This window comes from Edaphobacter modestus (genome assembly GCF_004217555.1).
GTDB classification, from domain to species: Bacteria; Acidobacteriota; Terriglobia; order Terriglobales; family Acidobacteriaceae; genus Edaphobacter; species Edaphobacter modestus.
This window is the reverse complement of sequence record NZ_SHKW01000001.1, coordinates 2,726,699-2,739,975: the sequence shown is the minus strand read 5'-3', so window position 1 is coordinate 2,739,975 and position 13,277 is coordinate 2,726,699. Positions and strand designations below refer to the sequence as shown.

Annotated in this window: 12 protein-coding genes; 4 read left to right on the top strand and 8 right to left on the bottom strand. The window is 60.2% G+C overall.

Annotated features, from left to right (window positions below; translation table 11 throughout):
* Position 1 precedes the first annotated feature (1 nt).
* Genes pqqC through pqqE form a run of 3 tightly spaced genes read left to right on the top strand, consistent with a single transcriptional unit; the run spans position 2 to position 2,122 of the window.
* Positions 2 to 751: a pyrroloquinoline-quinone synthase PqqC gene (pqqC, locus tag BDD14_RS11510; RefSeq protein ID WP_242617892.1), complete on the top strand. Its 750-nt coding sequence runs from the start codon at positions 2 to 4 to the stop codon at positions 749 to 751.
* 19 nt (positions 752 to 770) lie between these two features.
* Positions 771 to 1,031 (top strand): PqqD family peptide modification chaperone, encoded by a 261-nt coding sequence (locus BDD14_RS11505; protein WP_130418932.1) that lies wholly within the window; start codon positions 771 to 773, stop codon positions 1,029 to 1,031.
* A gap of 5 nt (positions 1,032 to 1,036) precedes the next feature.
* Entirely contained in the window at positions 1,037 to 2,122 is a 1,086-nt protein-coding gene (pqqE, locus tag BDD14_RS11500; protein WP_130418931.1) for a pyrroloquinoline quinone biosynthesis protein PqqE, read from the top strand.
* Positions 2,123 to 2,156: 34 nt separating this feature from the next.
* On the opposite strand, the gene BDD14_RS11495 is transcribed toward pqqE, so the two are convergent.
* The 3 genes from BDD14_RS11495 to BDD14_RS11485 all read right to left on the bottom strand — a co-directional run bounded on the left by BDD14_RS11495 (position 2,157) and on the right by BDD14_RS11485 (position 5,902).
* Positions 2,157 to 2,600 (bottom strand): MerC domain-containing protein, encoded by a 444-nt coding sequence (locus tag BDD14_RS11495; RefSeq protein ID WP_130418930.1) that lies wholly within the window; start codon positions 2,598 to 2,600, stop codon positions 2,157 to 2,159.
* A 100-nt stretch (positions 2,601 to 2,700) separates the two neighbouring features.
* The gene (locus tag BDD14_RS11490; protein WP_130418929.1) at positions 2,701 to 5,430 is read right to left on the bottom strand and encodes a TonB-dependent receptor; all 2,730 of its coding nucleotides are present in this window, start codon (positions 5,428 to 5,430) and stop codon (positions 2,701 to 2,703) included.
* A gap of 121 nt (positions 5,431 to 5,551) precedes the next feature.
* Positions 5,552 to 5,902: a hypothetical protein gene (locus BDD14_RS11485; protein ID WP_130418928.1), complete on the bottom strand. Its 351-nt coding sequence runs from the start codon at positions 5,900 to 5,902 to the stop codon at positions 5,552 to 5,554.
* A 126-nt stretch (positions 5,903 to 6,028) separates the two neighbouring features.
* Between BDD14_RS11485 and BDD14_RS11480 the strand changes: the two genes are divergently transcribed.
* Positions 6,029 to 7,096, top strand: coding sequence for a hypothetical protein (locus BDD14_RS11480; protein ID WP_242617891.1), 1,068 nt, complete (start codon positions 6,029 to 6,031; stop codon positions 7,094 to 7,096).
* A gap of 1 nt (position 7,097) precedes the next feature.
* Here BDD14_RS11480 and BDD14_RS11475 read toward each other — a convergent pair whose 3' ends face one another.
* From BDD14_RS11475 to BDD14_RS11455, 5 genes are all read right to left on the bottom strand, one after another.
* Entirely contained in the window at positions 7,098 to 8,183 is a 1,086-nt protein-coding gene (locus tag BDD14_RS11475) for a sensor domain-containing diguanylate cyclase (RefSeq protein ID WP_242617890.1), read from the bottom strand.
* A gap of 85 nt (positions 8,184 to 8,268) precedes the next feature.
* The gene (gene moaA, locus BDD14_RS11470; protein ID WP_130418927.1) at positions 8,269 to 9,363 is read right to left on the bottom strand and encodes a GTP 3',8-cyclase MoaA; all 1,095 of its coding nucleotides are present in this window, start codon (positions 9,361 to 9,363) and stop codon (positions 8,269 to 8,271) included.
* A 161-nt stretch (positions 9,364 to 9,524) separates the two neighbouring features.
* The gene (locus tag BDD14_RS11465) at positions 9,525 to 10,496 is read right to left on the bottom strand and encodes an electron transfer flavoprotein subunit alpha/FixB family protein (protein ID WP_130418926.1); all 972 of its coding nucleotides are present in this window, start codon (positions 10,494 to 10,496) and stop codon (positions 9,525 to 9,527) included.
* Positions 10,493 to 11,260 carry an electron transfer flavoprotein subunit beta/FixA family protein gene (locus tag BDD14_RS11460; RefSeq protein WP_130418925.1) on the bottom strand — a complete coding sequence of 256 codons (768 nt, stop codon included), beginning with the start codon at positions 11,258 to 11,260 and terminating at the stop codon, positions 10,493 to 10,495. The genes BDD14_RS11465 and BDD14_RS11460 overlap by 4 nt, the downstream gene beginning before the upstream one ends.
* A complete protein-coding gene (locus BDD14_RS11455; protein ID WP_242617889.1) occupies positions 11,257 to 13,146 on the bottom strand; it encodes a (Fe-S)-binding protein in 1,890 nt (629 codons plus the stop codon). Before BDD14_RS11455 ends, BDD14_RS11460 begins: the two co-directional genes overlap by 4 nt.
* Positions 13,147 to 13,277 lie beyond the last annotated feature (131 nt).

The following is a 13,277-nucleotide window of genomic DNA, read 5'->3' as shown; positions in this document are numbered from 1 at the left end:
GATGACGACTGTAGTTGTAGAGACGAACCTGCTTTCGCGCCAGGAGCTGCGAGACCGGTTGCAGGCGGTGGGAGATAGCCGCTACCACCATCGCCATCCCTTTCACCTTCGCATGCACAGGGGCGAGTTGACGCGCGGCCAGCTGCAGGCCTGGGCGCTCAATCGCTACTACTACCAGAGCCGTATTCCCATCAAGGATTCGCTCCTTCTGGCCAAGAGCGATGATCCGGCGTTCCGGCGCGCGTGGCGAAAGCGCATCCTCGACCATGATGGCGACAAGGATGGTTATGGCGGTGTCGAAAAATGGATTCAGCTTGCCGAGGCCTCCGGTCTTCGCCGCGAACAGGTGATTCCATGCACCGGCGTTCTGCCCGGCGTGCGTTATGCCGTAGACGCGTACCTCGCGCTGGTTCGAGATAACTCCCTGTTGATTGCGGTCGCCTCCTCGCTGACCGAGCTGTTTTCACGCGACCTGATCTCGCTGCGCATGGACCAGATGCGCCTGCATTATCCCTATCTGACTCCCGGGCTGGCCTACTTTGTAGGCCGTCTGACTCAGGCTCCGGAAGATGCGACCTTTGCTCTCGACTATGTTTCGACCCATGCGGCTACGCGAGCACAGCAGGAGCAGGTGATCCAGGCTTTGGAGGCAAAGTGCGCGATCCTGTGGGCGCAGCTTGACGCAATCGACTATGCCTATGTGGTGCCTGGCAATATTCCCCCGGGCGCCTTTGTTCCGGACTGCGATTGAACGACGAAGAGGTTTGTCCATGGATCTGAATTCGACCCCGCGACTGGCTCCGGGATGCCGCCTGCATCCGACCGAAGCCGTTCTGCTGATTCCAGAAGGCACGCTTAACCTTACGGGCCCCACCCGCGAGATTCTCGCGAAGCTGGATGGAACGAAAAACGTAACGGAAGTTGTTACAGACCTGCTCCAGCAGTACGAGGGAGCGGATGCGAACGAAGTGCAAAGCGATATTTTGAGTCTGTTGAACCGGCTGGAACAGCGGGGAGTTGTGAGGGTCTGAGTACGATGTCGTCGAATTCTTCATCGTCGGTTACTGGTTCACCGCTGTCGCTTATCGCGGAGGTGACGCATCGGTGTCCATTGCATTGCCTCTACTGCTCGAATCCAGTGGAGATGCAGCGCGCGGAATCGGAGCTGTCGACGGATGACTGGAGACGCGTCTTCCAGCAGGCAGCGGAGATGGGTGTGCTGCACCTGCATCTTACCGGCGGCGAGCCTCTCGCGCGCAGGGACCTGCCGGAGCTGATTCGAGCGGGCCGCGAAGCCGGACTCTACGTCAACATGATTACTTCGGGAGTGGGCCTGACGGAAGAACGCCTCGCTACCCTGGTGGAGGCTGGGCTCGAACACCTGCAACTCAGCTTTCAGGATCTCGACGAAGTTTCGGCGAACCATATTGCAGGGACGAAGGCGCATGCGATCAAGCTGGCGCTGGTGCCTGTGCTGAAGCGGTTTCCGCTGGCGTTCACGATCAATCTTGTCGTTCACCGGATGAATCTCGACCGGCTGGAGGAGTTTATTGCGCTGGCCGAGGACCTCAATCCCGATCGCCTGGAGATTGCGCATGTTCAGTATTACGGCTGGGCTCTGAAAAACCGCTCACTGCTGATGCCGACAGAGGACCAGGTGCAGCGGTCGCTGCCGATCGTCGATGCGGCAAGGCAGAGGCTGAAGGGGCGCATTCATCTCGAGGCGGTCTTCCCGGATTACTTCGGCAGCTTTCCCAAGGCATGCGTTGGAGGATGGGGCCGGCAGATGATGTTGATCGATCCGGCGGGACAAGCGCTGCCTTGCCACTCCGCGGCGATCATCCCCGGCCTGAGCTTCGACACTGTTCGCGAACACGACCTCGCGTGGATTTGGGAGTCGTCGTCGGCTTTTCAGCGTTTCCGGGGAGACGCGTGGATGTCTCCGACCTGCCTCGCATGCCCCCGAAAAGAGCAGGACTTCGGTGGGTGCCGCTGCCAGGCGTTCCTGATGACCGGCGACCCGGACGCGATCGACCCAGTGTGCAGCTACAGTCCTCATCACGGCCTTTTACAGAGCCTTCGCGTCTCCGATCCCGAGGTGCTTCCGATCTGGAGAGGCTAGTGCGGGGACGATGGCTGCACTAGCCTTCTCTCGTCTACAAGTTTGTTGCCTGGCACCTCGTGAGGTCTTTGCAACTGCGGCACTGCCTGCAAAAGCTATGGTTCAGCAGGTGCGCCGCGACCAGCATGGCCGACCCGGTGACGCTGAGGATGAGTTCCAGCGAGTGGCTTAGCGTCTCTCCTGCCCAGGCAACGATCAGGATCAGCGAAATTCCGGCACCGATGAGGGCCAGAAGCGAGTGGCGGCGGTGGATGCGATATCCCGGAGCGAATGCCGCTGCTCCCAGCATGACGATGCCGATCGCGAGAGCGCGGTGAAACCACGCGTCTCCCGGAAGATAAGGAATGATGTCCGGGAAGAGGCTGATCACGACAGGCGTGAGCAGGCAGTGGATAAGACAGACGCCGGAGGCGGCAGCGCCGGCGAGGTCGGCATAGCGCCGCAGATGCGTCTGCGACGAGTGCAGGAGGGTGCCCATCAGTTCTTGTTCCTTCTGTGTTTTGCTGGTGCAGAAAAGAAGGGAGAGCGCGGAAACAGTAGCAGAACGCGCTCTCCCTGAATTGATTGATTGGATTGATTTAGAAGCTGTAGCTGATCTCTCCAGTGATCGCACGTGGAGTGACGTAGTGGGTTCCCGAGAAGGTCGACAGGAAGTTGTAGAGAGCGTACTTGTTGGTCACGTTCACGGCGGTTACGCGCAGACCCACCTTCCGCTTATCGCCGTGAAAGAGATTGTCCTCACCAAGTGCGATGTCGAACAGGCTGCGAGGCTGAACGCGGGGCGGGTTGTGGTCGTCGTTTTCTGTTCCGGGGGCGGGGATGCTGAGCAACGACGAGGTGAGCTGCGATGCGAGGCAAAGGCCGGGCAATGCCGTTGTCGGCGTTGCTTTTACACCGCCGCATGCCAGACCAGCCTGGAACTGCTGGTCGGCTGTCAGACTGGAGAGGTTGATCGCCGGCTGGCCATTGATCGTCAACGGGGTCCCATTGTTGTCGAACGAGAAGCCTGCGCATCCGCTGTTGGGGTCGGTGACGTTGTAGCAGGGAGTTGCTCCTGCCACGAGACCGCTGTCGTAGCGCCAATTGAAGCCGAACCACGTGCTTTTGCGGAAGGGCAGAGTGTACTGCAGGTGCGCGGTCTCGTTGAAGCGCTCGTCGTGGTCGATGCGGAAGGGGTAGTTGGAGCCGGGCGTTCCGGGGGTTGCGCCGACTCCGCCGACCTGCGGGTTGAAGAAGCGTGCGGCGACCGAAGACATGACGACGAAGGCGCTGATGCCGTGCGTCTCAGGAACGTTGGCGCGCAGGGCGAAGCCGGGAATCTTCGAGTTCTTCCACTCGATGGGGAAGGTGATGGGCGTGGCGCCGAAGACCGAGAAGTCGTAGGCGTTGTGCGTGTACTTCCAGATGTACTCGGCGCTGACGACGAGGTGCTTGCTGAAGGCCTGCTGGAAGCCGGCGTGGAACTCATTGCGCATGCCGGGGTTGAAGGGCGCGGGCGTGCAGGCGCCGAGTGTCTCGAAGATTCCCTGAATGACGGGGTCGTAGCAGCCGTTGGTGGAGAGAACGAGGTTCTCGTTGAAGGGAGTCTCCTGCACACGGGCGTAGGAGACGCGGAGGACGGTGTTGGTCTTCTTGATGTTGTAGGAGATGCCGACGCGGGGCTCGATCATGCGCTGAATGGCGAGGCCGTTGTAGAGGTCGCCGCGAATGCCGAGGTTCAGCAGCCAGTTGCCTTTGGTGATCTGATCCTGGGCGTAGAGCGCGAGCTGCTTGACGTCAGTCTGTCCGTGCCAGAAGTAGTTGGTTCCGCCGCGAGTGAGATCGTACGGGAGTAGAACAGGATTGAAGGCGCCGTTGGCGGCGAGGCCCGCGCCAGCGCACTGCGCCGGATCGTTGAAGCCATTCGCCGGAGTGCCGTCGGCATCGACGCATGGGGCGTTGAGGGCGGGGTCGACAAGGCCGGTGTGCAGGTTCTCGCGAAGGAAGGTCTGCTGATAGAGAATGCCGGCCTTCACGTTATGCATGCCCTTCGTCCAGGTGAGATCGGCGTGCGCGCCCGTGTTGGTAAGGGTGCGATACTGCTGCACGGTCTCCTGCTGGATGGGGCCGAGATCGGCCAACGGGTTGTTGCTGGGGATGTAGTTGTAGCCATCGCGGCGGATGTAGACGCCGAGATTGGCGACGGTGTTGGGGTTGATGATGTGCGTCCAGGTGGGCGCGATGTTGTAGGTCTCGATCTTCGACCGCTGGTCGGTGGGTCCGACGGAGTTGCCGAACTGGTCGAGGACATTCATCGTGTCGAAGGCATTCGGCGTCTGGAACCAGGAGCGCGTGTACTGCAGGTTGGTGTGCAGCGAGTCGGTGTCGTTGAACTGGTAGTCGACGCGGTCGAAGACGTTCTGCTGGTTGCCCTTGTCGTGCAGGGTCTGGAACTCGGGGCCGTCGAGGAATCGTCCGGTGTTCAGGCCGCTGACTGCGACGAAGTTGCCCCAGCGCTGTCCGCCGTAGGCGAGGTTGGCGTCGAGGCTGGTGGTTCCGAAGGTTCCGTAGTCGAAGGCGATGGAGCCGTGCGGTGTGGTGACGCCTTGTCCGGAGCGCGTGGTGGCCACGATGACGAGGCTGGTCTTGTCGCCGTACTCCGCAGGTGGAGCACCGCCGATCACCTCGAGCGACTGAATTGCGTCTGAAGGCACCTGGTTGGAGAAGACCTTGCTCTGCTGGTCGGTGATGGGCTGGCCATCGATGGAGAAGGAGTTCTCCGCGTGATCGCCGAGGCCATGGAAGAGACCATTCGAGTCGGCTGCAACGCCCGGCGACGACAGCGTCACGATGGAGCTGAGCGAGGAGGACTGGCTCTCGACGGGCATGTGGTCGATGGTCGAGCGGTCGACGTCGGTGTGGAAGGTCGAATCGTTCTCGATCAGGTCAGACCCGCTCTCTACCGTCATCGTTGACGATGACCCGGCCACGGCGAGCTTGACAGGAACAACAATAGGCACGATCGCGCTGATGTCGATAGACTTCGATGCGGGACCGAAGCCCTCTGCCGTTACATTGATGCGATAGGGATTGAACGGAACGTTATAGAAGCGGAACTGTCCGGAGGCATCGCTGGTGGCCGTGCGGGTGTAGCCGCTTACGTGATTGGTAATTTCTACCTTGGCGCCGGGAACAACGGCTCCGGTGGGGTCGGTAACCGCTCCGGAAACAGTGCCGGAGTTACTTTGATACGCGTGCGCGTACGGGAGAAGCGCTGCAAAGAAGACAAACAGCGAGATGGAGAAAATCCAGGGAAGGGACCTGCGCATGAGAAAGAACTCCTGTCGAACCTGAGAAGAAAGCGCATTCGAATACGACTCCGAAATGCATCACAGGTAGGCGAACTGTCCGGGGTGCTATTGCTTTCAGAACGTCGGCTACCTGCAGGGACTAGGCGTGATTCTGGACAGGTGGAGGACGGCTGGCCATCTCGAAGCGCCACCGAAAGATGCGAGCTGCCTCGGCCGCGACAGAATCGAGACGCTGAATCGCAAGCATCGGTTCCGGTGCGAAGTAATCTGGCGTCGCGAGTGCCGAATGCATCGCCACGCACAGGGGGCAGTGGTCGTCGGGGGACGGGCCATTATGGTGAGAGCCCTGCTTCAGGGCGGAAAACTCGGCGTGGGTATGAGAGACCTGGGCCGTGCTCATGACGCAAACAACCAGCACGCAGACGACGGCAAGCACCTGCAGCCAGATAGGCCGGTGCTCTCGTAATCCGAGTTGAGAGAGCTCGCGCATGAAAGAATGTCTCTTCCTGTTTAGCACAGCCTGTCGACAATGCCAAAATCGCACGTCAAGATGCTCGTTTTGCACCCTGGACGCGCGTCTAAGGAAGCGCTGGCACTACACTGTGGAATCAGGTCTATGGGTAAGACGAAACGAGTACACACAAAGTTCCTTCTGATTTTACTCCTCTTTGCGGGGTGGTTCCCGGCAACGGCCGTGCTGACGGCCCAGTCGCCGCGGCAGACGCCGCTTCCGGCCCCGGACGCTGCGTCGCCCCGTCGCACGCGCCTGATCCTCAAGGACGGTAGTTACCAGATCGTGATGAGCTACCGGATCGTAGGGGATCGGGTACGTTACATCTCGGCGGAACGGGGCGGAGCAGAGGAAGAGATCCCCTCAGCGCTGGTCGACTTTGAGGCGACCACTCGATGGGAGCGAAGCCATGCGCAGCCGGACGCCTCACAGAGTCCCGGGACCGCCCCGGCGATCGACCCTGAGCTGCTGAAGGAAGAGGCCGACCGCGCCGCCATGACGCCCGAGGTCGCGAAGGACCTGAGGCTACCCGATCTGGACAACGTGCTCGCCCTCGATACCTTCCGAGGCCAGCCGCAGCTGGTTCCTCTTCCGCAGTCCGATGGGGAGCTGAACCACAAGACGGCGCACAACATCCTGAAGGCGGTGGTCAATCCGCTGTCGAGTCCCCATCAGCTGGTTCAATTGAAGGGAGAGCGTTCGATGGTGCAACTGCACGTTGATCAACCGGTGTTCTACATCCGTCTGGGAGAGGCCGCGGCCCCGAGCGGCAGCGCTCCCCTTACGGTGGACACCCACGGCGCCTCGACTGCGATGAAAGAAAATCCCGGCGACCCGCGGGCCAGCCGTTATGTGGTCGTGCGCGCCGACGTGCGAACCGGATCGCGCATTGTGGCGTCGTTCAAGATCAGCATGTTGGGAAATGTGCAGCAGGATGAGGACCTGGTGGAGACGTCGGTGGAGGTACTTCCGGGAGATCACTGGATGAAGTTGACCCCTCGTCAGTCGCTGACGTTCGGCGAGTATGCGTTGCTGGAAGTGCTCTCGGACCGCGAGGTGAACCTGGGCGTCTGGGACTTTGGGATCCATCCCACAGCTCCGGCTAATCGCGATGCCATTCTTCCCCAGCCGAAGCGGCCTTTTGCGCTCTCACCGCGCCGGCCGGATCAGTGAGTCAGCGTGAGGAGCGGATGGCCGTGGGGACGTTTGCCCGCTCCATCAGAAGGCCTCGACCCGCGACCGCTACATTATCGCGTGTGGTCTTGGCTTCGTACATCATCTCGTCGGCGGAGCGAAGAATCGTCTGGACGTTGTTGCCGTCCTCTGGAAAAGTCGCAAGACCAAAGCTGCCCGAAAGCTTGAGCGAGAGCCCTGCTCCTTGAAGCAGCGGAGTTCGGCGAAGATCTTCACAGAGGGCCAGGGTTGTGCCGGTCGCGGCAGCCTTGCCCATTCCCGGAAGCAACGCCACAAATTCATCTCCCCCATAGCGAAAGGCGGAGTTCGCCGGACCGAGGGAGCGCCGCATGAGGTTACCGACCTCGGCGAGCAGCCGGCTGCCGATGAGGTGACCGTGAGTGTCGTTCACCGATTTGAAGCGGTCAAGATCGACAAAGACAAGGCTGAACTCTTTGCGCTGCGCCACCTGTTCCTCAAGCATCGTGTAGAGGTGCCGCGCATTGAACAGGCCAGTGCAATCGTCGGTAATGGTAAGTTCCTGGATCAGCGTCATCGACTGCGCGTTCTGGATCGCGATCGCGGCGTAATCGCAGAGGATACGAAGAAAAGAGATGGAATATTCCGAGAGCAGGTCCAGCTTGCTGTTCAGAAGCTGAATGACTCCCAGCGTCTTTTCTCCTGAACGCACCGGAACGCAGGCGATCGACTGGATATTGAGATCGGGGTGCTTGGCGGAGAAGGCAGCCCAGTGCGGATCGAGCTTTACGTCGGGCACGACGAGGGGATTTCCGGTCGCGGCGACCCAGCCGGCCACGCCTTCTCCCATGGGAACACGAAGCCCGCGGAGCGTTTCGGCATTTTCCCCGACCGCGATCGCGTAGTAGAGCTGATTACTCTTCTCGTCGACCATGAGCATCGACCAGCGTTCGGGTCCGAAGAAGTGCGCCATCTTGTTCATGATGACGCTGAGGATCTCTTCGAGCTCGAGACTCGCCGTGAGGGCGCGCGCCACATCGTGGAACACCCGGAGGTGATCCATCTGGCGGCTGTCAATGACCTCAAACTGGCGCCGGTCTTTTAGCACAGGTCCCTTGGATTCAATTTGTTATGTCACTCCTAAAGACCAGGAGTCGAATTTTTTGTTTCTGATAAAGCGAGAAGAATAGTTCTTAGCCACCAATATGAACCATGTTTCGGGAGGGCTTCTCGAAACCGGGTTCTCCGATGTGGTGACGTTCTTCCTTATCAAGGACGACTTTACGCGTATACGCAGCAAGTTCCTCATCGGTTCCACCGCGCAGCATCCGTCCATAAAGATCATGATCGCTCTGTGAGAACAGACAGGTGCGGAGCTTGCCGTCGGACGTGATTCGGATGCGGCTGCAGTGTCCGCAGAAGGGATTCGAAACCGGAGCGATGATACCGATCTCACCGAGTCCGTCATCGAAGGTAAACCGTCTGGCGGTCTCGCTTGCAACATGCCGCGGCAGCTCAACCAGGGGTCGAAAGGCCCTCAGGCGCTCAAGGACCTCTTTCATGGGAACTACGGTTTCGGGCTTCCAGCTGCGATCCTCCTCGAGTGGCATGAACTCGATGAAGCGCACGATAACCCCTTCGCGACGGGAGAACTCCCCAAAGGCTTCAATCTGGTGATCGTTAAAGCCGCGAAGCAGAACACAGTTGATCTTGACAGGTCCTAAACCGACGTCCGTCGCCTTACGTACGCCTGCGAGAACGCGTTCGAAGCTCCGTGGAACCCGGGTGATCGCGGAGAAGGTTTCGGGCTCGACGGCATCCATGCTAACGGTGACCCGGCTCAGTCCCGCGTCCTTCAGCGGGGCCGCCAGAGTCTCCAGAAGGTGACCATTGGTGGTGAGAGCGAGATCGAGGGGCGGTCCGGACTCGGTTGGAGAACCATCGGGGAGGAAAGCCGTGCGCAGGGTTGAGAGCTCACGCACCATGTCAACCAGGCCCGATCTTAGAAGGGGTTCGCCGCCCGTCAGGCGGACCTTTTCTACGCCGAGGGAGACCAGGATGCGAACCATCCGAAGATAGTCGTCAATGGCAAGCTCGGTGTACTGTGCACCTTCATTGCCGGTGCGGCAGTAAACGCATCGGTAATTGCAGCGATCGGTGACGGAGAGGCGCAGATCTGTGATAGCGCGTCCGAACCGATCGCGCAGGCGGCCCTGCTCCAAACGATTGGTCGCTATCGGATCCCCGATTTCATTTCGAATCTGCAGGGGTAGGGAGATGGTCGCCATGGCCCTCTTCTTTAATCCATTCGATGCGCGTGGCCGAGAAGTGAAGCAAATGATGCAGATTCCAGTATAGAGGCCCATAGAAAAAAAGCCCGCGGAATTAGGACCAATATGGGGAAAATCAGTCCGAGCAGGCAGACAACCATTGTTTTCCACAAAAGCCGTTAGGATTTTGCAACAAGAACGGCTTTCGTCAGCTCCGGGACAATCTCAAAGAGGTCCCCCGCAACACCATAGTCTGCTACCTCAAAGATGGGGGCGTTCTCGTCTTTGTTGATCGCGATGACGGCCTTCGAGCCCTTCATGCCCACCAGGTGCTGGATGGCCCCGGAGATGCCGATGGCAAGATAGAGCTTAGGAGACACCGTCTGGCCGGAGCTCCCAACCTGCCGCTCCATGGGGAGCCAGCCGTTATCGCAGATGGGGCGGGATGCGGCCAGCTCGGCTCCCAGCGCCGTGGCAAGTTCTTCCACGATGCCGAGGTTCTCCTGCTCCCCGATTCCACGTCCCACCGAGACGATCACGGGTGCGGAGGAGAGATCGACTGTCTGGGCAGACTCGCGGAATGGCTCGCCTGGTTTGCTGCGCAGCTGTTCGGGCGATAGCTGAGCCGTAAAGCCTTCGATTGTCGAGGTTCCCCCTTCGACTGCATCGGCGCGGAAGGTTCCTGCCTGAACGGAGACGAAGCAGGGACCTGAGGCTGTGTGGCGGTAGTCGGCATTGAGCCGGCCCTGGAGGAGCTGGCGAACGAAGACGGGGCCTTCGTGAATGGCGATGACGTCGCTGATCAGAACCTGTTGAAAGCGGGTAGCAAGCGCAGGCGCGAAGTCCCGCACCTGGTAGGTGTGAGGGAAGAGAACATACGCGGGTTGAACCTGCTTGATGAGCTGCTCAAGCGCCGCGAGATGACCGTCGGAGGTGTAAGTCCCCAGCAGATCGTGCTGCACGGCATACGCCTTTGCGAGCTTCTTTGTGGCAAGCTCCGCGGCCAGAGAATCGACGCCTGCTCCAATGACGACGGCAGAGCACTCGGCTTGCAGGCTGGCGGCAAGCTGCTGGCCTGCGGCGAGAGCCTCGAAGCTCATACGATTCCACGTGCCGGCGCGCTGCTCCATTACGACGAGAACTCCGCTCATATCACCCTCACCTCGAACTTCAGCTTTTCCACGATCTTTGCCGCGATCTCCGCCGGCGAACCGGTCAGCATCTCGGTCTTCTTCTGTTTCTCGGGCAGGTAGACCCGATCGAGCGTTACGGCAAGCGTGCCTGGAGCCGCTGCCGCCGCTACCGCCTTCAGCTCTTTCGTCTTTGCCTTCTTGATGCCCATCAGCGTGGCGTAGCGCAGTTTGTTGCCGCCGGATTGGATCGTGAGCAGCGCAGGAAGCGGCATCTCGACATGCTGGAACCAGCCATCTTCGAGCTCACGTTTGACTTTGAGGCCGGCAGCCGTGGGCTCCACCTGCATGATGATGGTTGCGTGTGGAATCCCGAGCAACTCGGCCACAACAACGCCTGTCTGCCCCAGGCCGAGATCATCGGACTGGAGGCCGGTGAGGATGAGGTCGGGCGATTCGGCCTTGATGGCATCGGCGAGGATGCGGGCGACACCTAGCGTATCGAGGGAGCCGAGGTCGTCAAGCTCGATGTGAATGGCACGATCGGCGCCTTTCGCCAAAGCCTCGCGCAACGTGCTTTGTACTCGCTCCGGACCGGCGCAGACCACGATCACCTCGCCGGTGCCGTTCTTCTCCTTCAGCTGCAACGCCTCTTCGAGCGCGTAGGCATCCGGCTCGTTGATGGTGTAGCTGAGGTCGTTCTCATCGATCCATTTGCCGTCGGCGGCGATGTGGACAGGGGCATCGCGTTCGGGGACCTGCTTGATTGCTACGACGATCTTCAATGCACTCCTCCTGAATCTGTTGGCAGGGATTCTCTCTGTGTCTGCGATGCCGGCAGGGCACGGGCGGTCAGCTGTGCGATATCGAGCAACTGGGGCGGTGTATCGCTGACTGCTGTCAGTGCGTCGCGGAACATGGTGTTGCAGAACGGACAGGCGGTTCCGACGATCTGGGCTCCGGTTCCGGCAAGCTCGCGAGCACGAACATGACTGACGCGCTCGCCCTGCTCTTCGCCGAGGAAGGCCAGGCCGCCGCCGGCCCCGCAGCAGAAACTGCGTTCGTGCGAACGCGGTGCCTCGACCAGCAAGCCAGCCTGTGAAACCACAGCCCGCGGCTCGTCATAGATCTCCTGATAACGGCCGAGATAGCAGGGGTCGTGATACACGATGCTTTCGCCATTCTGCTTCGGCAGCCTGTCTTTGTGGCGCGCCATGAACTCGGAGTGATGCTCGATCTCGGGAGCAACGCCGAACTCCCGCCAGTCGGTGGCGATGGTGCGGACGCAGTGGGGACAGATAGCCACAATCTTCCGGACCTTCGCGGTTTCAAAGGCCTTCAGTCCATTCTCCGCGAGGGTCTGGAAGACGAGATCGTTGCCCAGCCGCCGCGCCGGATCGCCCGTGCATTTTTCTTTCTTCAGCACACCGAAGCTGGTTCCCAGATGCTGCATGACGCGGGCGAAGTCGGCGATGATCTCGCGGCCCTTCGGATCGTAACCTCCCATACAGCCAAGCCAGAGGCAATACTCCTGGGTGCCATCGAAGATAGGGAAGGCCTGCTTCTGGATAAACTTGTCCCGCTCGGTTGCGCTGAGCCCAAGGGCGTTGCCGTTCTTCTCGAGCGCGAGAAAGAGCTTGGTGCCGTAGTTGTCTTCCCAGGCGCCGGTATTGGTCGCTCCCCGCCGCAGGCCGACGATCACAGGAACGTGTTGAATTCCGACCGGGCACTGGAACTCGCAGCTTCCGCAGGTCGTGCACTCGAAGGCTGCCTCCATGCTGAGGTACTTCTCGGGCGGATTGTCCGGGGAGGCAATCCGGGATTCAGTGAGCAGCGGCGTGTCGGAGCTGGGACCGAACTCGTTCAGATATGTGCGGAGCCCGAGAATGATCTCCTTCGGGTTAAGTACCTTGCCAGTCGTCGACGCCGGGCAGTGCTCGGTACAACGGCCACACTCGACGCAGCTATAGGTCTGCAACGAGATGAGCCGGGTCAGGTCCTTACCCGCGATCAGTCCAAAGTCCTCATCGCCCGCCAGAGGCGGGATCTTCGAAAATCCGTCGCGCTTGAGAAAGACGGTCACCGGGCTCAGTACCAGGTGCAGATGCTTGGTATGCGGAATAAGCGGCAGAAAGATAAGCAGAGCCAGCGTGTGGGTCCACCACAAGGCCTTTACGGTTGTGCCACCTTCTTCGACAAAGAAAGCGGCAAGGTAGCTGACCATCAGCAGAAAGATAAGGAAGGCGATCAGACCCGATTCGTACGAGACCTTGCGCCCGAGCCAGATGGGCCGCACGAAGAATCGTCGGACGAAAAGTCCTGTGATCGAGATCGCCACCAGCAGGGCCCAGGCTGCGGCAAAGAGAAAGTAGAAGTTGCCGACAATGCTCGCTGGAGGAAGAAAGCCGATTCCGAAGCCAAGAGCCAGATGATTCAGGCTGACGAGCGCGAAGGCGAGAAAGCCCCAGAAGACGAACGCGTGGGCGAGCCCGGGCAGAGGACGCTGTTGGATCACCTTGCCCTGGCAGAGGACCTCCCAGAAGAAGTCCCAGACCCGCCGCCCGATAGGATGCAGTGAGAAGTCGACATCTCTTCGAGAGCGGAGAATCGTTCGGAGGATTGGACCGAAGCGCCAGAAGAAGAGACCGGCGGAGACAAGAATGCTTGCCACGAGCAATACGCTCTCAAGCGCAGAAAAGCGTCCGGGCTCAGCCAGGGTCGCCGAAAGCCTTAATTCGTTCTGGAAAAGGAGAATCGCACCCGCGGACCAGCGGGTACATGCCGCCAACTGAAGCGCCCCAG

Bases quoted from the DNA above. Each gene is read 5' to 3' on its own strand.
- pqqC (WP_242617892.1), top strand. From the start codon at position 2: ATGACGACTGTAGTTGTAGAGACGAACCTGCTTTCGCGCCAGGAGCTG.
- BDD14_RS11480 (WP_242617891.1), top strand. From the start codon at position 6,029: ATGGGTAAGACGAAACGAGTACACACAAAGTTCCTTCTGATTTTACTC.
- moaA (WP_130418927.1), bottom strand. From the start codon at position 9,363: ATGGCGACCATCTCCCTACCCCTGCAGATTCGAAATGAAATCGGGGAT.
- BDD14_RS11505 (WP_130418932.1), top strand. From the start codon at position 771: ATGGATCTGAATTCGACCCCGCGACTGGCTCCGGGATGCCGCCTGCAT.
- BDD14_RS11490 (WP_130418929.1), bottom strand. From the start codon at position 5,430: ATGCGCAGGTCCCTTCCCTGGATTTTCTCCATCTCGCTGTTTGTCTTC.
- BDD14_RS11495 (WP_130418930.1), bottom strand. From the start codon at position 2,600: ATGGGCACCCTCCTGCACTCGTCGCAGACGCATCTGCGGCGCTATGCC.
- BDD14_RS11485 (WP_130418928.1), bottom strand. From the start codon at position 5,902: ATGCGCGAGCTCTCTCAACTCGGATTACGAGAGCACCGGCCTATCTGG.
- BDD14_RS11465 (WP_130418926.1), bottom strand. From the start codon at position 10,496: ATGAGCGGAGTTCTCGTCGTAATGGAGCAGCGCGCCGGCACGTGGAAT.
- pqqE (WP_130418931.1), top strand. From the start codon at position 1,037: ATGTCGTCGAATTCTTCATCGTCGGTTACTGGTTCACCGCTGTCGCTT.